We start from the raw sequence: 24,941 nt of genomic DNA, 5'->3' as shown, positions 1-24,941 counted from the left end.
TTTGAGTAGCAGTTTTACAGGCTCGGGGGGGCCGTGTGAAAATGGGCGATATCCAAACCAGTTCTTTCTCGAGAAACCATTCTGCGACCATTGCAGCAGAGCGTGGTGTCTCAACCAACCAATTCAACTTGGCTGCGGGTGGTTCCTCGCTCAGCATCATGGACGCGTTCGCCGATCTGTTTTCTCAAATGGGGGCGACCGCTTTGGCTCCATCACCCACATCGAATGAGGATGGCAAATCGTTTGCAGACCTCAACGACGATGCCTCCAATCCGGCGACCGAGTCAAGCGAAAAACAAGACGAAGCACCTGCCGCCGAGTCCGAACCAGGGAACTCGTCCGAGCCAACGCCCGTGCTGGTTTCGTCCGACAACGTAGCTGTGGAAGAGCCGTTGGCCAAACGGTCCCGCGAAGAGCAAACGGTGGAATCGAGCAATCAGGAAACGATTCGTTCCGAACCGGATTTGACAAACCGTGGTAAACAGCAGCTCGATCCACAAGCAAAGGCTCCGGTGGACTCCAACATCGGCAACAGCACCGTCGAAACAGCGGCCAATGGATCAGCGACACCGTCAGTGACGCATTTGCCAGCGAATGCTCCGCAACCGAACGATCCGAGCGGCGAGGAAGCGACTCAGCAAAAATCAACGGTGGCGGAAAAGTTGGACACCAAACCGGCACTTCGTGATCCAAAAACGCAGCCCAGCGAAATGGAAGACGCCACGGTTCCTAAGGTCGAAGAAGAGTCGTTTCATTCGGATGAAGGAGATCAAAATCATCGTGAATCTCGGCGTGAACGGCGCGATTCAAGAGAGAATTCGGCAGGGGCGAAACAATCGTTGGCTGAAAAGAACACGGTCGGTCAAGAGCGTTCGGCGGAGCAAAAAGCAATGAAAGTTGCTCAGTCGGCTGCGTCGGCGGATGCTTCGGCGTCGGTGGAATCGTCCTCTCAAACCATGAGTGCGACGAAACCGACGATTGGCCATCCTGCCACCGTGGACGCGGCGGCGGCTGCGACCAGAACCGCCGCAACGGCGGCTACGGCAAGTTCGACCAACACCGTCCGTCGTGCCGGAATCACTCGCGCAACGAGCCCTGCATCACCGACGCCGATACCAACCAATGCCACCAACCTGGGTAGTGACACTGCGGGCAAAACGACAAACTCGGGGGACCAGCCATCGACGACCGATTTGATTTCACGAGCCAAGTTGATTCAGCGAGTTTCAAAGGCGTTCCAGCATTTGGGCAGCAACGGTGGGCAGATTCGAATTCGACTCGCGCCGGCGGAGCTTGGCACCGTACGGTTGGAAATGCAGGTGTCAGATCGAAAGATGCAAACGCGAGTGATCGCGGAAACGGAAGCTGCTGCTGCGGCTCTTCGTGAGCACCTGCCGGAGCTACGGATGCGGCTCGAATCGCAAGGGATTCAAATGGAAAAGATGAGCGTTGAAGTTGAGTCAGAAACGCATTCCAACGACCAATCGGGCGGAGAATCGTTCGCCCAAGACGATCCACGCAACTCCAACCGATCGCGAGATCCAAGGAAAGCCGACCATCGTTCCGCCTCCAAGGCGACCACCTCAACCTACGCACCAAAATCCCTGCCGGTCACTCGCCCGTTGGTCACGAGCGGAGTCGACGTGCAGTTGTAGAACGTGCAGTTGTAGAACGTGCAGTTGTAGGACGCAGGCCGGAACAGCGTCGTGTAGAGAGAACACGACTTGACCCAACCACCTCCTGTTGGGGTGCACGCCTGTTGGACTACGTCAGATTGATCTCGCCACCGCGGCCGGCAAAACGGTATGACTCAATCGAACCGCTTACCACCGCATTTCCCATTTTAGAGATAGGTCGACGACGATGTCACAAATCGGACAAACTGGATCCACTCAATACACGGCCCAGGACACGACCGGGACATCGACTGCCAGCGACGGCTTTGCAGGGGTTGATATTGATAGCTTTATGAAGTTATTGCTTACCGAGCTGCAAAACCAAGACCCGCTCGATCCGACCGAAAACTCAGAGATGATCCAACAGATTGGGCAGATTCGTGAGATTGGCGCGACCGACAAGTTGACATCGACCCTCTCGAATCTGTCTTCGAGCCAAGAATTGGTGACGGCCAGTTCACTGATTGGCCGTAGTGTGACAGGGCTCGCCGATGATGCTAGCCAAGTCGACGGGGTCGTCGATCGCATAACCGTTGAAACAAACAGTGAGACAAATTCACGTTCTGTCAAAGTTCACGTGGGTAATCAGACGATGGAGTTAAATAACATTCGTGAAATTCTGAATGGGTAAGCTTTAACGATTGCTTATCCGCGTTCCCGCTGATAGGAAACAAGTCGATGGGTTTGACCTCCGCACTGAACACTGCACTTACTGGCCTTTCGGCTGCCGAAACTCAAATCGACGTGATTGGTAACAACCTTGCCAATTCGCAAACCGTCGGCTTTAAGTCTTCCGAGGCTGTGTTTGCATCGCAGTTTTTGCAAACACTTTCACTGGGGGGGGCTCCAACCGAATATAGCGGTGGTACGAATCCACGGCAGGTAGGTTTGGGGGTACAGGTCACTGAGATCGCTGCGAATCACGAACAGGGCACGATTGAAATCAGTAGCAGTGCTTCGGACTTGGCCATTCAGGGAGACGGGTTCTTTATCGTCGAGGGGGCCGAGGGGGAGCGTCTCTATACTCGCAACGGTATCTTTAAACTCAACAGCGATGCCGAACTCGTCAACTCGACCGGCCATCGTCTCCTCGGCTATGGTGTGGACGAACAGTTTCGATTGCAAGAATCGAGTATGGTACCGATCGAGATTCCGCTGGGGACCGAGAGTGTTGCCAAAGCGACCGAGAACGTCACGTTTGAAGGGACGCTGACTCCGGAAGGTGAAATAGCAACGCAAGCCAAAATCATCCAGAGCTTGCAATTTGGTACGGCAGAGGTACCAAGACCGGATGCAACGGGCGTCAGTCTATCGTCGGCTCCGCTCTCTGACCACGTCGGCATTACGGTCAACAACAGCGGGGTTGGCACATTGGCGGCTGGCGACTACCAGTATCGAGTCGCCCTGGTTGATTCCAATGGAAATGAAGCAGCACCAAGTGCCACGATAACCACGACCGTCGGTGCAAACGGTCGTGTGGAACTCGGCAGTCTACCAGTGGACCCCAACGGTGGTGACTACCCCAATGTCAATATCTATCGAACCGGACCAAATGGGAACGATTTTTTTCAGATCGGTTCGGTCGCGGCAGGAGGTGATTTTGTTGACGATGGCTCAACGGCGTTAACAGGCAATGCGCTTGATACCGACCTGTTAACAGGAAACTACACTTACATGGTGACCTACTATCGCAACGGCGAGGTCGAATCGCGTCCGAGTGTATTGATCGGTCCGCAAAATGTCGTCAATGGACGAACATCGCTTAGCGGATTGCCTATACCACCGGTCCCTGAGGCGGGTGATGGGTTTCCTGCGTATGACGAGATTCGCATTTATCGCAACCTGTCCAATGACCAGAACAATTTCTACTTGGTCGATACGGTCCCGCCCGGTGGTACGTTTACCGACTCGCGATCGGATGCCGAAATTGCTGATTTGTCGATAAGTGGCAACCAAGTCTTGGATTTGGATGGTCCTCAGATTCATGCCAGCACATTGCTGACGGACGTGCTAAAACGCGACGGCTTGACTTACCAGAAAGCGTTCCAACTCGGTACGCTAAGCTACAGTGGGCGTAAGGGCGATCGTGCGTTAGGCTCAAAAGACTTTGAGATCACTGAAACGACAACGATGCAGGATTTCATTGATTTTGTTGAAGACTCGTCTGGAATTCAAACGGTTCAAGTCGACGCGGTTAATCCGATCCCAGCATCCGAAAACAACATCCCTGGTCAAACAGGAACGATTTATCCAGGCGGCTACATTCAGGACGGAACGATTCGTTTTGTCAGTAATACGGGTGAAGCAAATGGTTTGGAGATTGATCTTGCCGCTTTCCGAATCAAGGGGCTTGATGGCAACGTGACGACGCCCAACCTCGGCTTCGGGACCTTGCAAGAAGGTGTAGGGGAAAGCGCGGTCAGCGACTTTATCGTCTACGATTCACTCGGTGTTCCCATCAACGTTCGGATGACCGCCACGTTGGAGAGTCGCACGGATGAACAAACGGTATATCGGTGGTATGCCGATAGTCCCGAGAACCAAACAACAAGTGGTACCAATATCTCGGTCGGCACAGGATTGATTCAATTCGACGGTAACGGAAATTTTATCGCTGCGACCAACGACCAAATTGCCATCAATCGAACCGGGGTCCCGAGCGTCTCGCCGCTGCAATTTACGGTCGACTTCAATCGTGTATCAGGTTTAGCAACGGAGAGTGCTTCGTTGGCAGCGACTCAACAAGACGGTAGTGAACCGGGGGTCTTGAATAGTTATGTTGTCGGTGAAGATGGTCTAATACGAGGAGTGTTCAGCAACGGCGTTTCGCGGTCACTCGGTCAAGTTCAATTGGCCCGTTTTGCCAACCCGGTCGGACTCGAGGCCCGCGGATTGAACCTGTATGCTCAAGGCGTCAACACGGGGTTGCCCGTCATTGGTGGCCCGGGTGAAAATGGTATCGGCAGTGTCGCTGGCGGAGCCCGAGAACTCAGCAATACCGACATCGGCAAAGATTTGATCTCCTTGGTACTCGCCAGTACCCAGTATCGTGGAAACAGTCGCGTGATCACGACGAGCCAACAATTGATTGACGAATTGCTTAACCTGAAACGATAGCGGATTTGGCTCTGCTGTTCGAGCGGGAAACGCCGCGAAACGAGGCTGATGGAAGCGTTTCCCCGGCGTCGGTGATCTGCGTCAGCCCCCTTCGATGGCATTCTCGATTCCGCGAACCGCTGGTGCAGCAGCGGACGATGGAGATGCTCGGCTTAAAGCCTCGACTCCAACGATCACCTTTGATAAATCGGCAAGTAGCCGTTGTCGAGTTGCATCATGATAAGGTTACAAGCAGTGATATAGACGGGGTGGATTTGGCCTTCCCAGTACCCGTCGGGACGCTGCTCGCTGGCGATCCGATCGTACAAGCGGTTGCGGAAGTTAGCCCACACTTCATCACCTTGCCGATACACCACTTGGCTGTAGTAGAGATAGGTGTAATGCCAATGGCCGAACGCGCGAGCGGAATCGCTGATGTCGTGTAGAGCCTCTTTGGCGTAAGCCCACATCTCCGGCACGTGCGTGCTATCGTAATCGCCCGCGTTGTAGAGTGCGGCCAATGCAGCGGCGGTGATCGCCGGACGGCTGCTGCCGCGTTGCCGACTGCTATAGCTGATCCCACCGTCGGCATTTTTACACTCGTAGATATACTCTTTTGCTTTCTCGATCACCTCTGCACTGACGGCTATCCCAGCGTTGCGACATCCACGCAGGCCCTGGACTTGAGTGATGGTGGTTGATCCTTCATCAAAATCATTGCCTTCGCGAGCTGAGACGTAGCCCCACCCGCCGGCTGCGGTTTGGGCACTGCCGCTAAACTTGACCGCTTTGCTCAGCACCTCGACCAACTCTTCTCGGCGATCGAGTAGCCCTTCTTCACCGAGGACTTGCGAAAGCATTAGCATGGAAAAACCGTGTCCGTAGGTGTAGCGGGGGTCGGATTGAGGATCGCCGATCAAGCCGTTGTCTCGGCTCTTGCTAATTAAGTAATCGGTTGCCCGCCCAATCTCTTTCGCGTAGGGACCTTGCGTGGTGGTGCTGCCGCTAGCGATCAGAGCGGTCCCGGCAAGAGCGGCCAATGCGGTGGGGTAAGCTTGTGTGTTCCATTGACCTCGCGACGATTGTGTGCGACTTAGCCAGCGCAGTCCTTTCTCGATCGATTCGTTCCAGCTCGCTTTGCGAGTCGCCGCCTCGCTCGTTCGAGCGGATGCGCAAGTCGCGCCTGCGACCGATAAGACAGCGGCACGACGAAGCCAATCACGGCGAGAAAGAGAATGGTTCATTGTGGATTCTTTCGAGGGGGGGGACTGCGACGCGTTTATTCTAGCGATCGAATGAGAGTTTGGCAAAGAACGTTGGCGTCCCGTCCTTGGGGGACTCGGTAAGGCGAGTAAGCCGGCTAACGCCTGGACGCCAGCGTTGGGTGCAATCCTCGCTTCCGCTGGCAAATGGGACAGAAAAACGTGCTCCGCTGGGCTTGAACGATTCGTTGGATCGTGCCCTCTTCACACCGAGGACAAGGTGTTTGGGCTCGGTCGTAGACCAAATGATGGGCTTGGTAGCTGCCCTCGCCATTGATGGCATTCCGATAGGTGCCATCGCTCAGCGTGCTGCCTTCATAAAGGATCGCTTCGTTGAGTACGTGTTGCATTGCGCAAACGATCCGTTTCCATTGAGGGCCACTCAGCCGGTCGCAGCGAGTTCGGGGATCAATTCCTGCACGAAATAGAAGCTCGGCAGCGTATAAATTTCCAACGCCAGCGACGGCGGATTGGTCGAGCAACGCGACTTTGATCGCCCGCTGACTTTTTCTCAGCCGATCTCGCAAACCGTCAGCCGTGATTTCGAGTGCATCGGTCCCCAGTTTGATATCAATTTGTTCGCGAATCTCTTTATGGGTCAACAGGCGAACCGTGCCCAAGCCACGGCGGTCCCAGAACAATAGTTGTCCACCCTGTCGTTTGGGGTGGGAGACGCTTTGGTTGGGCCCGCTGTTAAGGTTGATTTGAAGCCGCAAATGTTCCCGAGTGGGCGGGTCGGCTAGCAGTACCAAACCTGTCATTCTCGGCTCGATGACGATTGCTTGCTCCTCTTCGACTTCAACGAGTACCCGTTTTCCGCGGCGACCGATCCCAACGACCTGTTTTCCTCGAAGCCGCCTGTCAAACTCTTCGATAGCTGGGGAGAGCAGGATCGGTTTTCGCTCACAGCGGGGGCAAACCACCGATTCAATTTTGCAACCGATGATTGGCAAAATGCCACGCCGCATCGTTTCGACTTCAGGGAGTTCAGGCATGAAGTTTGAGTTATTTAGAATTTCTTGGGCGATGGAAGGTGGTTTGACGAACAGGGTGTTGGCTTTACTATAATGGAACGGCTACCCGTTGAGGCGTTCCGGTTTGGGACGACGAGGGTGTAGGATTTCCGTAGTGGATCTTGTGAAAGATCCTTATTCTGCAAAGATCTTTCACAAGATCCACGATGGGCACGGATCTTTCACCAGATCGACTACTTTAGAGAGACTTGTCCCAAACCGATTGCCACGCTTTTGGCTGCTGTTCTACCACTATCTGACTTGAGAAACCGATGAGCACGATTGAGACGAACTTGAAGCAACTCGCGAACGTACCGAACCAGCAGGGTCGTTTCGGTGATTTTGGTGGCCGTTTTGTTCCTGAAACCTTGACGCGTGCTCTCGAAGAATTGTCTGACGAGTATGAACGAGCCAAGAAAGACCCTGAATTTCAGCGGGAGCTCGAGGGGCTCTTGAAAACGTTTGTGGGTCGTCCCAGCCCGCTGTATCATGCCAAACGCTTGTCGGACTCGGTCGGCGGTGCCCAGATTTGGCTCAAACGTGAAGACCTCAACCATACCGGTGCTCACAAAATCAACAACACGGTCGGGCAAGCGCTCTTAACGCTACGGATGGGCAAAGGCCGTGTGATTGCGGAAACCGGGGCGGGTCAACACGGGGTGGCGACCGCGACGGCATGTGCTCATTTCGGATTGCCTTGTACGGTCTACATGGGCAGCGAGGATATTCGCCGACAAAAACCAAACGTGTTCAGCATGAAGCTTTTAGGGGCGGAGATTTGTCCTGTTGAATCAGGCTCAAAAACGCTTCGTGATGCGGTGAATGAAGCGATGCGAGATTGGATGTCTTCGGTCGCGGACACGCACTACATTATCGGAAGTGTGATCGGTCCGCATCCGTTCCCGATGATGGTGCGAGATTTTCAAGCAATTATCGGCCGCGAAACTCGCGAACAATGTCGTGATTCGTTCGAGCGATTGCCCGATTGCGTGGTCGCCTGCGTCGGCGGTGGCAGCAACGCCGCTGGGATGTTTTATCCGTTTGTCGAAGACGACGGCGTTCGACTCGTCGGTGTGGAAGCGGGGGGGCGAGGCAACCAGCCTGGCGATCATGCATCCCCCCTCTCCTTCGGGAGCCCAGGCGTACTTCACGGCAGTTATAGCTACGTGATGCAAGACGAGGATGGGCAAACATGCGACGTCCATTCGATGAGCGCCGGACTCGACTATCCTGGGGTCGGCCCCGAGCACAGTTATTGGAAGGCAACGGGGCGAGTCGCTTACTTGGAATGTGGCGACGATGCTGCGATGCAAGCGTTTGATCGTTTGGCACGTACCGAAGGAATCATCGCCGCATTGGAATCCAGCCATGCGGTAGCCAGGGCAATCACATTAGCCGCCGACATGCCCGCCAATCAACATCTCGTGGTTTGTTTATCAGGGCGTGGCGACAAGGACGCGATGGAGATCGCCCGCCTGCGTGGCGAAAGTTGGTAGTCAGCGGTAGGTCAATTCGTGTTGAGAGTGCGTTGTCGGATCTAACACGCAACCGTCAAACACGCTAAAATGAAAGTGATGGACATTCCTTTCCCCCAAAGCCTACCTTTTTGGCGAGGACAATCATGACGAAAATCACTTGGCTATCCCACAGCAGTTGGTTGATCGAAACCGAAACGCACCGCATCCTGCTCGACCCCTTTTTCAAAGACAACCCGACTGCGACGGTGGCGTCCAAAGATTTTAAAGATGTTCAATTCATCTTGATTTCGCATGGACACTTGGACCATGTCGCTGACGCTGCATCGATTGCCAAGCATAGTGGTGCGACGGTGATCACGAATTTTGAAATTGCCAATTGGTTTACGGAAACACAGCATGTTAAATCGACTTTCGGAATGAACCTTGGCGGCAGCTATGATTTTCCGTTTGGTAGCGTCAAAATGATTCCGGCATTGCACAGCAGCCAGATGCCAGATGGGGCTTACGGTGGCAACCCCGCAGGTTTCTTGCTGACGATTGACAACAAGCGAATCTATTTTGCTTGTGATACCGCGTTGTTCAAGGATATGCGTTTGTATGCTCACGCCGTCGATGTCGCCATCGTTCCGATCGGTGATGTTTTTACGATGGGAATCGATGACAGTTTGCGTGCAATCAAGCTAATTGAGCCCGTCACCGTACTTCCGACTCACTACAATACGTGGCCGCCAATTGAACAGGATGCCGAGGAGTGGGCTCAACGTGTCACGGGTGAGACGTCAGCCACGCCCGTCGTGTTGGATGTGAATGGGACATTTGAGTTTTGACGCCCTTAGGAACGCTCACAGGCTGGGAGCCCACCCCGCGGGGGGCTAATCCTTTTCGCGGACGAAGACTTCGTCGCCTTCGACTTTGACTTCGAAGCAATCGACTTTGATTCGCGGATTGTCTTCCCAAGTGCCGTCTCGGACACAGAATCGCCAAGCGTGCCAGGGGCAGGTGACCTGTTGGTTTTCAGGGTCAAGATGGCCTTCGGCTAAGGATGCTCCCATGTGAGGGCAGAGATCATCGATCGCATACCATGTATCGCCTTGTCGGAAGACAGCGACCATACGTCCGTCGTAGGGAACCGCCAAGCCTTGGCCATCCTCAAAATCGCTGACATTCCCGACCGATTCAAATTCACTCACTCTTTTTCCTTTAATTCTTGACGCTTCTTGTTGACGCTCACTCCGTGGGCGTTAAAACGAAAGAGCTTAGCACAAAGCGAAAGGCTTGGCGATTCTTCGCCGTTTTCTACTCTTCGCTGTTTTTCTACTCTTCGGAAGTCTACGAAACGATGATCCACCAAACACGCCGGCGTCTACTCGAATCTCGCGTTTGGCCCCACGTGCAAACACCAGCCCAATATGTGGGCGGTGAACGGAATATCGTTGTCAAAGACCATCGATCGGTTCGAGGCAAAATTTGTTTGGGCTTTCCCGATGCTTACACCATCGGGATGAGCCATCATGGTTTGCAGGTATTGTACTCACTAATCAATCGCCGCGATGATATGTGTGCCGAGCGAGTTTTTATGCCTTGGCCGGACATGGAAGCTCTGCTTCGCGAACACGAAATCCCGCTCTACTCTTTGGAAACGTTTACTGCGCTCTCTGATTTCGATGTTGTCGGTCTAAGCCTGCAATACGAGATCAGTTCCCCCAACGTTTTGACGATGATCGATCTGGGGGGGATCCCGCTCGTTGCAACGGAGCGTACGATGGCCGACCCGCTCGTGTTGGCAGGAGGTCCATGCTGCCAAAATCCGGAACCCATGGCAGACTATTTTGATGTGATGATCACGGGCGATGGCGAGCCGTCCTTGCCGATCGTTTGTGATCTCTGGCTTCAGCAGCGTGATCGCTACCGCCGCGATGACGGTACTTTCGCAGACGGTGACGAAGGGAAATCGCAGCGTAGCGAGGCATTGGCCGAAATTGCCAAGGAGCTGCCCTATGCCTACGTCCCCCGATTCTATGAGCCGCAATACGCTGACAACCGCGTTACCGCTCTCGTCCGCACTCGCGACGATGTTCCTGAAACGATCGCCCCGAGCGTTATCAATGACCTTGACGGCATTCCGATTCCAACATCGCCGATCGTTCCCTACATCGAATGTGTTCACGACCGAATCGCGGTCGAAATTATGCGTGGTTGTCCTCACCTTTGTCGGTTCTGCCAAAGCACTGTGATTAAGCGCCCGTTACGAATTCGCGAAGTCGAAACGATCGTTCAAGGAGCCATGGAAAGCTATCGAAACACAGGGTTTAACGAGATTAGTATTCTTTCGCTCTCGAGTAGCGATTACCCGCACTTCGAGCCCTTGGTCATTCGGTTGCACGAAGTCTTCAAGCCGCTAAACGTCAACATCAGTGTGCCGAGTCTGCGCGTGAACGACCAACTTCGAACACTGCCTCAATTGATTGGCACCGACCGCCGCAGTTCGCTGACGCTTGCACCGGAGGTCGCGCGTGATGATATGCGGGCGCAGATTCGCAAAAAGATCAAGAACAGCGATTTGATTGAAGGTTGCCGTGCTGCCTTTGAAAACAACTTTGATTCGGTGAAGCTCTACTTTATGTGTGGATTGCCGGGCGAGCGACCCGTCGATTTGGACGGTATTGTCGATCTGGCGGAAGACATTGCTCGGGTTGGCAAAGAGGTCAAGGGGCGTTACCCACGCGTGACTGCCAGTGTCTCGAATTTCGTACCCAAGGCGCACACCCCGTATCAATGGAACGGGATGCAGCGCCGCGAGTATTTTCGTTGGGCGCACAAGTACCTACGGAGTCGCTGTCGAATCCGCAGCGTCACCGTCAAGTGCCATGATATCGAAACCAGTTTACTCGAGGGCGTTTTGAGCCGTGGTGATCGTCGAACCGGCCAAGCGATCCGTTTGGCGTGGGAGCGAGGAGCGCGAATGGATGGTTGGACCGAGTACCTTGACCCGAGCCGTTGGTGGCAGGCGCTCGAAGACGCTGGGATCGATGTTGAACGCCAGGTGCATGACGATTATGAAGTGATGTCCAAGTTGCCTTGGGACCATGTCAACGTCAAGTTTGGCCGTGACTATTTGGTCAAGGAAAAAGGGCGATCGACGGTCCAATTGGCCGCTATGGCCGATGCGGTGTAACGGTCGCGAACGTAGGAAAGGTTTACCAACGTCAGGCTTCGTGATGGCGTTTCTTGACCCATCCGGTGAAGCCGGGGAGCGGCGCAAAGCGAGGCCTCCCCAATACAGGTTTGGGGAGGCTGAGGTACGTCTGGAGGGGTCACTGCGTCGTCTGGAAGGATCGCAGGCCTATTTGTTCCACCACCAACCACGGTCGGTAACAGCAAGAGCGACTCCGCGAGTTTCTTTGACTTGCTCGTCGACTTCTTGGTTTTCGACCACTTCAAAGGCGTTGACTTCGACGCCACCGGAGGCTGTCACGACCCATCCGCTGCGTCCGCGAACGAAGCTGCACTCTGGTGCAATCGCTTTGGGGACCGCATAACTCGTCAATTCGACGATATCGGTTTGTCCTTTCAGTCCGGCCATGTCGATGCCTGCTTTCTGGTCGAGACGTTCTTGCGTGATCAGCGTTGCGACGACCGTCACATCCATGATGCTTTGCAGGTCCCCAAAGACAGGGATTTGCTTGGCGAGTTCGGCATAATTTTCGGTCATCGCATCGGCCCATTTTTGTGCGACTTGGTCCGACTTGCCCGCACTTACGACTTGTCCGTCTTCGGTAACAATGTCTTGCTCGGTAAGTGTCTTGACGCCTTGCCCTGACAATTTCCAAGCCAATTCGTCGTTGCTTTTGACGAGTGCTTCGTAATTGCAAGCCATCCACCAGCGAGGGTTCTGGGTAGCGCTTTGCCGATTGTTTTGTGCCATTTCCAAGTAGCTCGGCAGGCCTTGTACATTGGATGGTGTCAACGCCAATGCAACACGTTTCATGTCATAATCGGAAGCGACTAGGATGCGAGCAAAGCGGCTGTCTTGCGGCACGCCACTGAGCAAGATCATTTGAGGGCCAAACGCCTCCTTGAGTTGTGCTTCAAAGATAGCCGGATTCTGGCCGGGCTGAAGCCGTAGTCGGCTGAGCATTTTTCGTAGATTTTGTCGGCCTTCGGCGGTCGGCTCGATGGAACAACTGATCGCTTCTTTGCGTGCTGTTTCGACGCTGCGCAGTGCGACGATCAAGTCGGCGAGCCGCATGGTCGATTTGCCGCTAACGGCTCCCACGACGCTGCCGTCTTCGCGAAACTGCCACGGCTCGGCTGGCCCAGCCAAAATGATATCGTTGTTGTCGGCGTCGACGAATACGTATTCAATCCGCGTTAGCCCCGCCATGTAGATAACATCGCTTGGGACGGGCTTGCCGGCGTCGTGACTCTTTTTGAGTTCGGCTTGAATTCCGGCCAGCGAGATCATTCGCATGTCGGTCGGCTTGGTAAGATCGCCTTGGGGGTCTTGATGGGCAGCACGGGCAACGTTAGCCAATTCGCGTTGCTCTTCGATTGTTGCGTTGCGAACAATTCCCTCGGGGCTGATCAGTACACCTCCAACTGCCCGGCCCGTTGTGGTGCCGATCCCGGCGTGTAGCGACGTTGTGATACAGACCACAGCGGCCACTGATGTCACGAAGGGTAAGCTGTGAAATTGACTCGATGTCATCAAAGTAGTCTCCGAAGTATGAGCGAAGCGGTGAGGCGAAATATTTCATCCGACCCGACTTGGGTTGGTTGTTTTTGTGTGTTGGTGTTATTTTGGCTTTTGAACCAACTTCATACAATAACTGCCGGGCAGGCTTCTCGCAACGCAGCCAAACATGATCTGGAAGAGTGTGTAAGATAATAGGATGGTTCGATGATCCTGCCCCACATCCCGTATTCGCCCAAATTGACTGATTCTGTGTCCAGCGATTCTGTATCTAACGAGCAGCAAAATCACGCGTCGGCAAACCAGCAGGGTGCCTATTTGGTGCTTCAATCCGCAGGCCGTTGGAGCGACGTCTTTCGCCTTTCGCCTCCCTGTGAAGCCGTCATTGGCCGGGCTTCATCGAACCAAATCGTCGTTCGCAGCGAGCAAGCGAGCCGCCGACATGCTCGCATCTTCTGGGCGAATAGCGGTTGGATGATCGAGGATTTGGGGAGCCGAAACGGAACCTTCGTTGCTGGCAGCGTGGTCCGAGATCCTCGACGGTTGCGTAGCGGCGATAAAATCCAAATTGCTGGGTTTGCGATATTCTTTACCGATCGGCTCGGTGGCGGCTTGGGCAGCAGCACCGGTAGCGACCTGGGCAGCCACCGCGGGCAAGATCAGGCGACCGACCAAATCACGATGGAAATCGATGCCGATTCGATCACCGACCGGCGTCGCTACAGCGATTACTTGCGAGGATGTTCTCAGCAGCGAGCGGTCACCGGTAGCCTGCTAAAACTCGCTTTCGCTCTGGCTCAATTGAATCGCCTCGAGGATGCGGTTGCGACCGTCCTGGATGCCTTGGAATCTCAATTGCAACTCGACACCGCAGGCGTCTATTTGGGGGAAAGCGTTTCTTTGCTGGAGGATGCGGCACCGATTGCGAGCATGGGCGAAATTCCATTGGTGGGAACGCGGCAGAGTGGCGTCCGAAGTTATCGTCGTCCACCCGAAACGTTGATCCAAAATGTGGCAAACGAACGTGGAAAGGCATTGTTAGCCCGGAATGTGCTTGGCGACAAGCAATTGGCAGCTGAGAATAGTCGAGGCGAAATTGAAGTCGAGAGCATTATTTTGGCGCCGATTTGCGATCATCAAGATCGTGTTTTGGGAATGATCCACTTGACGACTGCTGGCGGGATTCGCCCATTTGATAGTGAGGATTTGCAATGGGTCGTGGCGGCTGCGGAAATTCTTGCGGAGTCGTTGTCGCGGCTCGCCGATCATGACCGGCTCGCTAAATCATTACGGCGAAACCGTCACCGTGCGGATGTGTTGCAGCGTCAGCTTAGCGATAAGGTTCGGATTGTTGGGAAAAGCGACGCCATCGCAGAGGTAACCCGCAAAATCGCCCTGGCTGCACCCACGGGGGCAACGGTGCTCATTCGTGGCGAATCAGGCGTTGGCAAGGAGTTGGTCGCCGCTGCGCTGCACCACACCAGCGACCGTAGCGAAGGTCCGCTCGTCTGTCTGAACTGTGCCGCACTGAGTGATTCACTCTTGGAAAGTGAGTTGTTTGGCCATGAAAAAGGGGCGTTTACCGGAGCGACAGAGCGTAAACGGGGCAAGTTTGAAATGGCGGACGGTGGGACATTGATGCTCGATGAGATCGGTGAAATGAATTCAGAATTGCAAGCCAAACTGCTTCGCGTTCTGGAGGGGCACCCGTTCGAACGGGTGGGGGGGCACGAGCCGATTCGGGTTGATGTCCGCGTGGTGGCTGCGACGAATCGCGATCTGCAGGCGATGGTTGGCGAGGGAACCTTTCGCCAAGATCTTTATTATCGGTTGCATGTCGTCGAGATTTTTGTACCGCCGCTGAGGGCTCGGCAGCACGATTGTCTGCTGCTGGCAACGTTTTTTCTCGATCAATTCAACCGACAAATGGGGCGTCGCGTCGAAGGGTTCACTCGATCAGCCCAGCAAAAATTGCTGGGATATCATTGGCCTGGCAACATCCGCGAACTCCGCAACGTGGTCGAGCGAGCCGTCGTGCTGAACCAGAAAACGGTAATCGACGAAAACGACTTGGTGCTTTCACCCGCCGAATTGGGGCGGCCAGACACGAAAGGCAAACCGAACCAAGGCGACCCACTAGACCTGGAAATCTCGCTCGCAAAGCTTGAACAACAGCATATTGAGCGAGTTTTGCGGTACACCGATGGGAATAAGAGCCGGGCCTCCGCGATCTTGGGCATCGAACGAAGCACGCTCGACCGGAAAAGGAAAAAGTACGCTGCCGAAGCGAATGACTAAATCGCTTATGCTTCGCTACTCTTTTATCTAAGATTCGTTACTCTATGGGAGAATGATATCGTGTTCCGTATTGGATCTTGTTGAAGATCCACTACGAATGGAAGGATCTTTAACAAGATCCACTACGAATGGAAGGATCTTTAACAAGATCCACTACGAAAGATAGGATCTTTAACAGGGTCCACTACGAAAGGAAGGATCTTTAACAAGATCCACTACGAAAGGAAGGATCTTTAACAGGGTCCATTACGAAAGGAAGGATCTTTAACAAGATCCACTACGAAAGATAGGATCTTTAACAGGGTCCACTACGAATGGAAGGATCTTTAACAAGATCCACTACGAAAGATAGGATCTTTAACAGGGTCCACTACGAAAGAATAGGATCTTTGATACGATCCGCTACGAAAGAAAGGTATCGACAGCATGAGTTTCCCCGAAGAATTGGATCATCTTGTGCGCACAGACGAACCGCTCGCGCCATTGGTTTGGCTAGGTATCGGCGGCCCTGCACGCTATTTCGCTGAGCCGGTGGACGAACAGGAATTGTCGAAAGTCTATAAAGCTGCCGATGAGGCGGGAATGGCGATACGGATTCTCGGAGGCGGCAGTAACGTTTTGGTCCGAGAGGCAGGCTTTGATGGGCTGGTCATCTCGCTGGCTGCCGCAGCGACCAGCGAACTGGTTATTGATGGAAATCGGCTAACCGCCGGTGCCGGTGCCAAGCTATCGCACGCCGTCATCAAATCGGTGGGCGCGGGACTGGGGGGACTCGAGCATTTGGTTGGAATTCCAGGCACCGTCGGCGGAGCCGTAATCGGTAATGCCTCTAACGGCGGACGGGATATCGGATCGGTCGTCGAAAGCATTACGATTATCGAGAGTGACGGATCGACTCGAGTCATCAGCCAAGAAGACGCCGGATTCTCTCATCGCAAGACAACGCTTGTCGGCATGGGTATCCTGAAAACAACCTTCTTGCTCGAGCCGCGGGATGTTTCGGCATTGACCAAACGAATGCAAAAACTTTGGATTGGACGCAATTCGTCGCGTCCGAGTGAGCAACGCCGAATTGCTATGCCGTTTGTGGATCCCGATGGAATGCCAGCAAAAGATTTGTTGCAAAGTTGTGGTTTGGCAGGTGTTCGTGAAGGGGATGTCTCGCTCGATTCTGCACACCCGCACTACTTGATCGCCCATAATGAAGCGACCAGTGACCAATGTTTGCGTTTAATCGAGCGAGTGCGTGAACAAGTGCTACTTCAAACTGGGGTCGACTTGCAATTGAACCTGCAAATTTGGTAGGTTTCAGTAGCCGCGTCTCTCCGAGACGCGAACCGAACTCGGCGTCTCGGAGAGACGCCGCTACTATTCAGAAGGGAAAGCCAACGTGGCGATGGTATCGGATCGTGATCGGCCTCGTCCCATCCGGGATTTGCTTAAGCGTTTAATTACTGCTCCGGCGTCATTGTCGTTTATTTGGCCTGTGTTATTGATCATTGGCGGCTATGCGGCTTGGGATCGCTGGGGTGCCGAGCATGTTGGAAAGAAGTATTACGGTGTCGAGCTGGAGCAGATCCGTATCAGTCCACCCCCCGAGCACGTTCGCACGGACATTGCTGCGACCGTGTTTCGCGACTTTGCTCTCGACCAATTGTCGCTCCTTGATTCACAGGCTTCTGCAAAGATTGCCTCGGCATTTGCCACGCATCCATGGATAAGCCGCGTCATAAGCGTCCGCAAATTGCCTGGCGGCGCCATCGACGTGCATTTGGAGTATCGGCGTCCGGTTGCGATGGTGCCTGTGATCAAGCCCGACCAGGAGGTTGGCTTTTTTCCGATCGATGGGGCAGGAATCCTCTTGCCGACGACGACGGACTTTGCTGAAGCCGAAACGCTCGATTACATTCACATCGAAGTGCCAGGTGTCTATCCAACGGGTGTGCTGGGAAGCCCGTTCGGCGATTATCGAGTCGAAGCGGCTGCAAAGCTGGCGGATCTGTTGGCCACGCACCGAGAGCAGCTGCAGATTCGCAGCATTGGTGTGCGAGGCGATTCGCGGACGGATGAAGTTCCACAACTGGAATTGACGATGACCAGTAACCGCTGCTTCACTTGGGGCAGCCCGCCAGGAATGGAACGCCTCGAGGAGCAGCCTGCGGAGATGAAATTGCAGGCCCTGTTACAAGGTGACGAGATCCGTAATTCGGATTTGAGAATCGCTCGTAAGCCGAGCGGCGGACCGTAGGCTACTGCGTCGTGAACTTGAACGTCGTCGTCGATCGGTATTCTTCACCAGGATTCAAGATTGTCGATGGGAAACTCGGCTGGTTCGGGCTATCGGGGTAATGCTGTGTCTCTAAGCAAAACCCACCTCGGTGTTGGTACGTTTTGCCCGATTTGCCTTTCAGTCGGCCATTTAAGAAATTGCCGCTATAGAATTGAACGCCCGGTTCGGTCGTGCGAACTTCGAGCACACGCCCGCTTTGCGGTTCGACCACCTTCGCGGCCAAAGCAATCTCACCTTCTTGTTGTTCGCTACGGTCAAGCACGAAATTGTGGTCATAGCCTAACCCAAATTGCAGCTGTTGATTCTCTTGGTCAATTTCTTTGCCAATTGGTTTGGGCGAGGTGAAATCAAAAGGTGTGCCAGCGACAGCGTGAAGTTCACCCGTTGGGATTAGCCCTTGATCAACAGGCGTGTACTTCGTTGCATTGATCATCAACTCATGATCCAAAATCGTGTCTTCGCCCTCTCCTTTTAGGTTGAAGTAAGTGTGCTGGGTCAAATTGACAGGTGTTTTTTTATCGGTGGTCGCGAAGTAGTCGATCACCAATTCGTTCGCATTGGTCAAACGGTAGGTTACTTTGACGTCCAAGTTTCCGGGATAGCCTTCTTCCATGTCTTTCGCTTTGTAATTTAGTTCGATCCCTGACCATCCATCGCCTTCCATCGGCTTCGCGTTCCAAACCACTTTGTCGAATCCGGTGATCCCGCCGTGCAAATGGTTTTCGCCATTGTTGGTTGCCAACGTGTAGGTTTTTCCGTCAAGTGTAAATTGACCGCCTGCGATGCGGTTTGCGTAGCGACCCACGATTGCACCGAAATAGGGTTTGTCGACCGCATTGAGATAGCCTTCCACTCGGTTGTAACCGAGCGCAACATCCACCATGTTGCCTTCACGATCGGGGACGATGATCGACGTAATCGTGGCACCGTAATTGGTCAGTTTGACGGTCATGCCCGATTGGTTCTTAAGAGTGTAGAGTTTGATGCTGTCGAAATCCTCTACAGCCACTTCAGCATGAGAGAGTTCCGATGAGGACAGTGACACCAACGTCGACAATAAAAGGAACGGTAGGGCAGTTCGTATTCTCATTGGTTTACCCAAGGATAGGGACACAGGCAGGGGCTTCACGCTGCATTTTAGCTTAGGGAGGCTTTCATGTCTGTATTTCGCGTTGATTTTTAACTGCAATCTCTGGCGGCCCATTATCAGACGGTCGCCGACCACGTTACAATGCTTTGCGTTCAACAAGACCGGTCGCCTTGGGGAATGGTTTCCAATTACTACCAGCAAGGAGTTAAATTGCCATGGATCTTCGACGTTCGTCAGGTTGGCTTTCCGCTATCCTGTTCTCGTGTAGTCTGTTTACCGTTGGTTATTCGGACGATGCCTCGGTTCCTTCTCCAACGCAATTCTCAACTCCGAAATCCTCCGCATCCTCCGACGCCAAGCCCCCAATGAAAGTTACCGAAATCGAAGGCATTTCCGAATACCTCTTGGACAATGGCGTCCGAGTCCTGTTGTTTCCAGACGCCAGCAAAGAGGTGGTTACCGTCAACATGACTGTGTTTGTCGGTTCAAGGCATGAAGGCTATGGCGAAGCGGGGATGGCTCATTTACTTGAACACATGCTTTTCAAGGGGACGCCAACCTTTCCAGAAGTCCCCAAGGTTTTGCAAGATCGTGGTGCGCGCTTCAACGGCACGACCTGGCTCGACCGAACCAATTACTACGAAACGCTGCCCGCCAGCGACGAAAATCTGCGGTTTGCACTGGAATTGGAGTCCGACCGTTTGCAAAACAGCTTCATTCGTGGCGAGGACTTGGCCAGTGAAATGACAGTCGTTCGAAACGAGTTTGAGCGGGGGGAGAATTCCCCCATTCGAGTTTTGATGCAGCGAATGCAATCCGCTGCCTACGATTGGCACAATTATGGCCAATCGACGATCGGCAACCGCAGCGATATCGAACGGGTGCCTGTCGTCAAACTGCGAAAATTCTACCGCAAATACTACCGGCCCGATAATGTAATGGTCATTGTCGCTGGCAAGTTCAAACCCGAAAATGCACTTCGCCAAATTGCGGATACCTTCGGGAATTTGAAAAATCCCGATACGCCACTCGACGATACCTATACGGTCGAACCAGCCCAAGATGGTGAACGAACGGTCGTGCTGCGGCGAGTTGGCGATGTCCAGTACGCGGGGGCAGCCTACCACATTCCATCGGGAAGCCACGCCGACTATGTCGCGATGAAAGCACTTGTTCATATTTTGGGCAGTGAACCGAGCGGACGGCTCTACAAAGAGTTGGTCGAAGAGGAATTGGCTAGTAATGTCTTTGCGCTGGCATACGGTTTGGCAGAACCGGGGTTGTTTATGGCGTTTGCAGAGGTGTCTAAAGATCATTCGATCGAGCAAGCAAGGCAAAAGTTGATCGACGTCATCGAAACCTCGATCAGGGAAAATCCGATCACCGAGCAGGAACTCGAGCGTGCAAAGCAGAAAATTCTTAAAGAACGCGAGCTCCAGGCATCCGATAGCGACCAGATCGCTGTCGCGCTCAGTGATTGGGCTGCACAAGGGGATTGGCGTTTGTATTTGCTCTACCGGGATCGCGTCGAGTCGTTGACGGTGGAGGACGTTCAATCGGCAGCCAATCGATATTTTGTTTCAAATAATCGTACCGTAGGTCTGTTCATCCCGTCCGATGAAGCGCAGCGAGTCGATATCCCTGAATCACCCGACTTGGTTGCGCTGTTTAGTGATTACAAAGGACGTGAAGCGATTGCCGAAGGTGAGCAATTTGATCCCTCACCCGTAGCGATCGAACAACGCACACTGCGAGGTGACTTTGTGGGTGGAATGAAGTACGCAGCCCTGCCGAAGAAAACGCGAGGTGAAAGCGTGACGCTGCTGGTAACCCTTCGTTTTGGAACCGAGGATTCGCTGAAAGGAAAAGTTGGTGCCGTCGAGTTGTTGGGTATGCTCATGGCACGTGGAACCACCCGTTTGGACTACCAAGAATTCAGAGACGAGCTCACTCGCTTGCGCGCCGAATTCTCAATAAACAGCACGATTGGATTGCTGCAATTGAAGGTCAAGACGAAGAAAGAGTTCTTGCCGGAAGTGATCGCCTTGGTCGGCCAAGTGCTGCGACACCCTCGACTCGAAGCATCGGAACTTGAAGTCATTCGGCGGCAGGTGGTTACGGGATTACAGCAAAGTACGAACGAACCACAAGCCTTGGCTCCGAATTCCGTTCGCAAACGGTTGGCCCCCTACGGTCCCGATCACGTGCTTTATGTTCAATCGATCGACGAACAGATTGACATGTATCGCAACGTCTCGATCGACGAAATCCGTGACTTGCACAATCGTTTCTTAGGAAACCAGGCTGGCGAAATTGCGATCGTCGGCGATTTTGAACCTGCTCAAGTGGAAAGTCTTGGCAGAGAACAACTTGAAGATTGGACCGTTAAAGAACCGTATGTGCGAGTCGGTCGCGACCCGCACCCCGGAATCGATGGGTCCATGGAAGTGATCGAGACGCCTGATAAAGCGAACGCTTTCTACTTTGCCAGCGAGCAATTCGAATTGAGTGACGAGAGCCCCGAGTATTCGGCGTTGGTGTTGGGTAATTTTATTCTCGGTGGCGGAGGGCTCAGCAGTCGTTTGGCTGACCGTGTGCGACAACAAGAAGGGTTGTCGTACGGAGTCCGCAGCAGTTTGTCGGCTCGAGCGAGAGACAACCGCGTCGATTTTATAATCTACGCGATTACCAACCCTGAAAACCGAGAAAAGCTCCTTCGTGTGATTCGTGAAGAACTCGATCGACTGCTCCGCGAAGGCGTTAGCAAAGAAGAGTTGGCGAAGGCGAAGGAGGCGTATCTGCAGCGGAATCGGGTCAGCCGATCCGATGATGCGTCGCTTGCAAGTGAGCTGCTATCGACCATTTTCAACGAGCGAACGATGGCGTACTACGCGGAGCATGAGGACCAAATCCGTAACGCCACCGTCGAATCGGTCAACGAGGCTCTTCGCAAGTACATCGATCCGGACAAATTGGTCGAAGCAATCGCCGGAGACTTCGCTGGCGTGAAGGAGTAGCGACCTCACGACGCCCGGAAGAACCTTGTGCTGCTGCCGCCAGGGCCGATCTTGACGGTGATCGGCCGGGCACAACGTGGGCAATTGCCCACGTAGGCGGTGCCAGCGGCATTTTGATAGATCCGTCCGTAGAACGAACAGCAGACAAACTCGACGCCCAAAAAAGGACGACTCCGGTAACGTGCCGAATCGCTCGATTTCCGCTTCGGCACGTCGGGGTCGCTAAAAGCGTCAAATTGTGAGGCTGTCATCGGTTCCTATTTAGACTCTGACAAATTCCTTAGCACCGTCGGCAAGATGCCGCCGTTACGGAAGTAGCTCAATTCAACGGGCGTGTCAATTCGCACGATGCAAGGGAACGTCTTGGTGTTGTTGTTCACATCGGTCGCGTGAACCACGATCGTCGAGCGAGGCTCCATGGAATCGGATAAATCCGGAATATCGATAATCTCTTCGCCTGTCAGCCCGAGTGATTGCCATGTTGCACCATCAGCGAACTCAAGTGGCAAAACGCCCATGCCAACCAGGTTGCTGCGGTGAATTCGCTCGTAGCTAGCCGCGATCACCGCCTTGACGCCCAACAGCATCGTTCCCTTCGCGGCCCAGTCACGGCTGCTGCCGGTTCCGTATTCCGTGCCTGCTAAGACGACAAGAGGGACACCTTCGGACTGGTACTTCATCGACGCTTCGTAGATGCTCGTCACGTCGCCGTCGGGTAGGTGCCGTGTTACGCCTCCTTCGGTTCCCGGTGCCATTTGGTTGCGAATGCGAATGTTGGCAAATGTTCCTCGCACCATGACGCGGTCGTTACCCCGTCGCGACCCGAAGCTGTTGAACTCGCGAATCGGGACCCCTGATTTCTGCAAGAATTGGCCAGCGGGTCCGTCGGAGGCAATGGCTCCGGCGGGTGAGATATGGTCGGTCGTTACCGAATCGCCAAGTAACGCCATCACGCGTGCTCCTTTGATCGGCCCGATCGAAGGCACTTTTTCGCCAGTGACCGAGTCGAGGAACGGTGGGTGATGGATGTAGGTGCTGTCGTCGTCCCAGGGATAAATCGCACTATCGGCAACGTCAATCGCGTTCCAACGTTCGTTGCCGGAAACGGATGTTTCGTATTGACGAGTGAACATTTCCGGATCGATCGAACGCAGCATCGTTTCACGAATCTCTTCGTTGGTTGGCCATAAATCTTTCAAGAAGACGTCGTTGCCGGAGTCATCTTGGCCAAGCGGTTCGTTGATCATGTCGATATCCGTCGTTCCGGCAAGAGCATAGGCGACGACCAATGGAGGGCTAGCCAAATAGTTCGCCTTGGTCAACGGATTGACGCGCCCTTCAAAGTTGCGGTTGCCGCTCAGTACCGCTGAAGCGACTAGATCGCCTGCTTTGATCGCTTTGGCAACGGGCTCCGGAAGCGGGCCACTGTTACCGATACAAGTCGTGCATCCATAGCCCACCGTGTTGAAACCAAGTTTGTTGAGACTTTCGGTCAAACCCGCCTTGTCCAAGTACTCGGTGACAACGCGTGACCCTGGAGCGAGGCTCGTCTTGACATGCGAAGCGACTTTCAAGCCACGTTCGGCCGCTTTCTTGGCCAACAACCCGGCACCAATCATGACGGACGGGTTACTGGTATTGGTACAGGAGGTGATTGCTGCGATGACAACGGCACCGTGGGTGATTTCACTCGAGTTGCCATCGTTTTGGACCGTTGCGGTGCGAGCGAGATCGTCATTTTTAAGTCCGAATCCTGTCTTGCCGACCGGAGCGGTGAGCGAATGCTCGAACGCTTTTTTCATGTCTTTCAGTTCGATGCGGTCTTGGGGACGCTTCGGACCAGCCAAACTTGGTTGGACGGTACTCAAGTCGAGAGACAACTGCTTGGTGTAGTTGAGTTCGGGACCATCGTCGAGTCGGAACAATCCTTGCTCTTTGCAGTACCTTTCGACCAAGTCGACTTGTTGTTCGGTTCGTCCGGTTTGCCGCATATACTCGAGCGTGATGTCGTCAACGGGGAAGAAGCCCATCGTTGCGCCATATTCGGGAGCCATGTTGGCGATCGTCGCTCGGTCGGCGACGCTCATTTTGTTCATCCCTTTGCCAAAGAACTCGACAAATTTACCAACAACGCCCTCTTGTCGTAAAATTTCGACGACACGAAGAACCATGTCGGTTGCGGTGGCGCCTTGTGGCAACGCACCAGTCAACTCAAACCCAACGACTTCAGGCATCAGCATGTAGAGTGGTTGGCCGAGCATGTTGGCTTCCGCTTCGATTCCGCCAACCCCCCACCCCAAGACGCCGAGGCCGTTGATCATGGTGGTGTGCGAGTCGGTGCCGACGAGTGTATCGGGAAGTGCGACAGGGCCGTCCTCGGTTTCGACAATGGCCACGACCTTAGCGAGGTATTCGAGGTTGACTTGATGGACGATTCCGACATTGGGCGGGACCACTCGGAAATTGTCAAATGCTTTTTGTCCCCACCGTAAAAACTCATAGCGTTCGCGATTGCGTTCGAATTCGATGGCAACATTTTGCGGCAGCGAGGTGTCGGTACCGAAGAAATCGACTTGGACCGAGTGATCGATGACCAAATCGACGGGGATTAGCGGATTGATCTTCTTCGGGTCGCCACCAATCCGCTCCATCGCCGACCGCATTGCTGCCAGATCGACGATCGCGGGCACTCCCGTGAAATCCTGCAACACCACACGGTAGGGTTTGAACGGGACCTCCTGTTTCTCGGGAGCTGCTGCGTTCCAGGCCGCCAAATTCTTGACATCTTGTTCGGTTACCGAAAAGCCGTCGCAGTTTCGAAGTACCGCTTCGAGCAGCACGCGTATCGAAAACGGTAGGCGGCTGACTTGGCCAAGCCCTGCGTCCTCGAGTTTGCTGAGCCGGTAAAGGGTGGCCATGCCATGGCCGGTGTCAAATTGGTCGCGGGTGCCGAAGGGATCGAAGCTCACAGCAGGGTCTCTATCATAAGAAGGTTTGGAAACGTTTCAAAATTCCGCCGATTGGATCG

At 53.9% G+C, this 24,941-nt stretch carries 17 protein-coding genes; 10 read left to right on the top strand and 7 right to left on the bottom strand.

Annotation, left to right across the window (positions count from 1 at the left end):
* The first annotated feature begins 41 nt into the window (after nt 1-41).
* From Q31b_RS05345 to Q31b_RS05335, 3 genes are all read left to right on the top strand, one after another.
* Complete coding sequence (locus Q31b_RS05345) at nt 42-1,655, top strand: flagellar hook-length control protein FliK (RefSeq protein WP_146598551.1); 1,614 nt, start codon at nt 42-44, stop codon at nt 1,653-1,655.
* 208 nt (nt 1,656-1,863) lie between these two features.
* On the top strand, nt 1,864-2,307 hold the full coding sequence (locus Q31b_RS05340) for a flagellar hook assembly protein FlgD (protein WP_146598550.1): 444 nt from the start codon (nt 1,864-1,866) through the stop codon (nt 2,305-2,307).
* A 47-nt stretch (nt 2,308-2,354) separates the two neighbouring features.
* Nucleotides 2,355-4,793 (top strand): flagellar hook-basal body complex protein, encoded by a 2,439-nt coding sequence (locus tag Q31b_RS05335; RefSeq protein ID WP_146598549.1) that lies wholly within the window; start codon nt 2,355-2,357, stop codon nt 4,791-4,793.
* A gap of 173 nt (nt 4,794-4,966) precedes the next feature.
* On the opposite strand, the gene Q31b_RS05330 is transcribed toward Q31b_RS05335, so the two are convergent.
* Nucleotides 4,967-6,016, bottom strand: coding sequence for a hypothetical protein (locus tag Q31b_RS05330; RefSeq protein ID WP_146598548.1), 1,050 nt, complete (start codon nt 6,014-6,016; stop codon nt 4,967-4,969).
* A 116-nt stretch (nt 6,017-6,132) separates the two neighbouring features.
* Entirely contained in the window at nt 6,133-7,029 is an 897-nt protein-coding gene (gene mutM, locus Q31b_RS05325; RefSeq protein ID WP_146598547.1) for a bifunctional DNA-formamidopyrimidine glycosylase/DNA-(apurinic or apyrimidinic site) lyase, read from the bottom strand.
* Between the two features lie 290 nt (nt 7,030-7,319).
* Here mutM and trpB point away from each other — a divergent pair, with 290 nt between their 5' ends.
* Nucleotides 7,320-8,543, top strand: coding sequence for a tryptophan synthase subunit beta (gene trpB, locus Q31b_RS05320; RefSeq protein WP_146598546.1), 1,224 nt, complete (start codon nt 7,320-7,322; stop codon nt 8,541-8,543).
* 125 nt (nt 8,544-8,668) lie between these two features.
* Complete coding sequence (locus Q31b_RS05315) at nt 8,669-9,352, top strand: metal-dependent hydrolase (RefSeq protein ID WP_146598545.1); 684 nt, start codon at nt 8,669-8,671, stop codon at nt 9,350-9,352.
* A gap of 45 nt (nt 9,353-9,397) precedes the next feature.
* Here Q31b_RS05315 and Q31b_RS05310 read toward each other — a convergent pair whose 3' ends face one another.
* Complete coding sequence (locus Q31b_RS05310) at nt 9,398-9,715, bottom strand: Rieske (2Fe-2S) protein (RefSeq protein ID WP_146598544.1); 318 nt, start codon at nt 9,713-9,715, stop codon at nt 9,398-9,400.
* A gap of 149 nt (nt 9,716-9,864) precedes the next feature.
* On the opposite strand from Q31b_RS05310, the gene Q31b_RS05305 reads away from it, so the two are divergent.
* On the top strand, nt 9,865-11,700 hold the full coding sequence (locus Q31b_RS05305) for a TIGR03960 family B12-binding radical SAM protein (protein ID WP_146598543.1): 1,836 nt from the start codon (nt 9,865-9,867) through the stop codon (nt 11,698-11,700).
* Nucleotides 11,701-11,868: 168 nt separating this feature from the next.
* Here the strand turns inward: Q31b_RS05305 and Q31b_RS05300 are convergent, their stop codons facing one another.
* Nucleotides 11,869-13,233 carry a DUF1598 domain-containing protein gene (locus Q31b_RS05300; protein WP_146598542.1) on the bottom strand — a complete coding sequence of 455 codons (1,365 nt, stop codon included), beginning with the start codon at nt 13,231-13,233 and terminating at the stop codon, nt 11,869-11,871.
* A 192-nt stretch (nt 13,234-13,425) separates the two neighbouring features.
* On the opposite strand from Q31b_RS05300, the gene Q31b_RS05295 reads away from it, so the two are divergent.
* From Q31b_RS05295 to Q31b_RS05285, 3 genes are all read left to right on the top strand, one after another.
* Nucleotides 13,426-15,516 carry a sigma 54-interacting transcriptional regulator gene (locus Q31b_RS05295; protein ID WP_146598541.1) on the top strand — a complete coding sequence of 697 codons (2,091 nt, stop codon included), beginning with the start codon at nt 13,426-13,428 and terminating at the stop codon, nt 15,514-15,516.
* 426 nt (nt 15,517-15,942) lie between these two features.
* Nucleotides 15,943-16,821 (top strand): UDP-N-acetylmuramate dehydrogenase, encoded by an 879-nt coding sequence (locus tag Q31b_RS05290; protein ID WP_146598540.1) that lies wholly within the window; start codon nt 15,943-15,945, stop codon nt 16,819-16,821.
* Nucleotides 16,822-16,912: 91 nt separating this feature from the next.
* Nucleotides 16,913-17,764, top strand: a complete 852-nt coding sequence (locus Q31b_RS05285; RefSeq protein ID WP_231617345.1) for a hypothetical protein — start codon at nt 16,913-16,915, stop codon at nt 17,762-17,764.
* A gap of 1 nt (nt 17,765) precedes the next feature.
* Here Q31b_RS05285 and Q31b_RS05280 read toward each other — a convergent pair whose 3' ends face one another.
* On the bottom strand, nt 17,766-18,896 hold the full coding sequence (locus Q31b_RS05280) for an aldose epimerase family protein (protein ID WP_146598538.1): 1,131 nt from the start codon (nt 18,894-18,896) through the stop codon (nt 17,766-17,768).
* A 365-nt stretch (nt 18,897-19,261) separates the two neighbouring features.
* Here Q31b_RS05280 and Q31b_RS05275 point away from each other — a divergent pair, with 365 nt between their 5' ends.
* Nucleotides 19,262-21,913 (top strand): M16 family metallopeptidase, encoded by a 2,652-nt coding sequence (locus Q31b_RS05275; protein ID WP_231617314.1) that lies wholly within the window; start codon nt 19,262-19,264, stop codon nt 21,911-21,913.
* Between the two features lie 5 nt (nt 21,914-21,918).
* Here the strand turns inward: Q31b_RS05275 and Q31b_RS05270 are convergent, their stop codons facing one another.
* Nucleotides 21,919-22,164 (bottom strand): hypothetical protein, encoded by a 246-nt coding sequence (locus Q31b_RS05270; protein ID WP_197170956.1) that lies wholly within the window; start codon nt 22,162-22,164, stop codon nt 21,919-21,921.
* Between the two features lie 6 nt (nt 22,165-22,170).
* Nucleotides 22,171-24,882 carry an aconitate hydratase AcnA gene (gene acnA, locus Q31b_RS05265; protein ID WP_146598536.1) on the bottom strand — a complete coding sequence of 904 codons (2,712 nt, stop codon included), beginning with the start codon at nt 24,880-24,882 and terminating at the stop codon, nt 22,171-22,173.
* Nucleotides 24,883-24,941: the final 59 nt, after the last annotated feature.

This window comes from Novipirellula aureliae, assembly GCF_007860185.1.
Classification (GTDB): domain Bacteria; phylum Planctomycetota; class Planctomycetia; order Pirellulales; family Pirellulaceae; genus Novipirellula_A; species Novipirellula_A aureliae.
The sequence above is the reverse complement of the archived record's forward strand: the minus strand, read 5'-3'. Positions and strand labels throughout refer to the sequence as shown.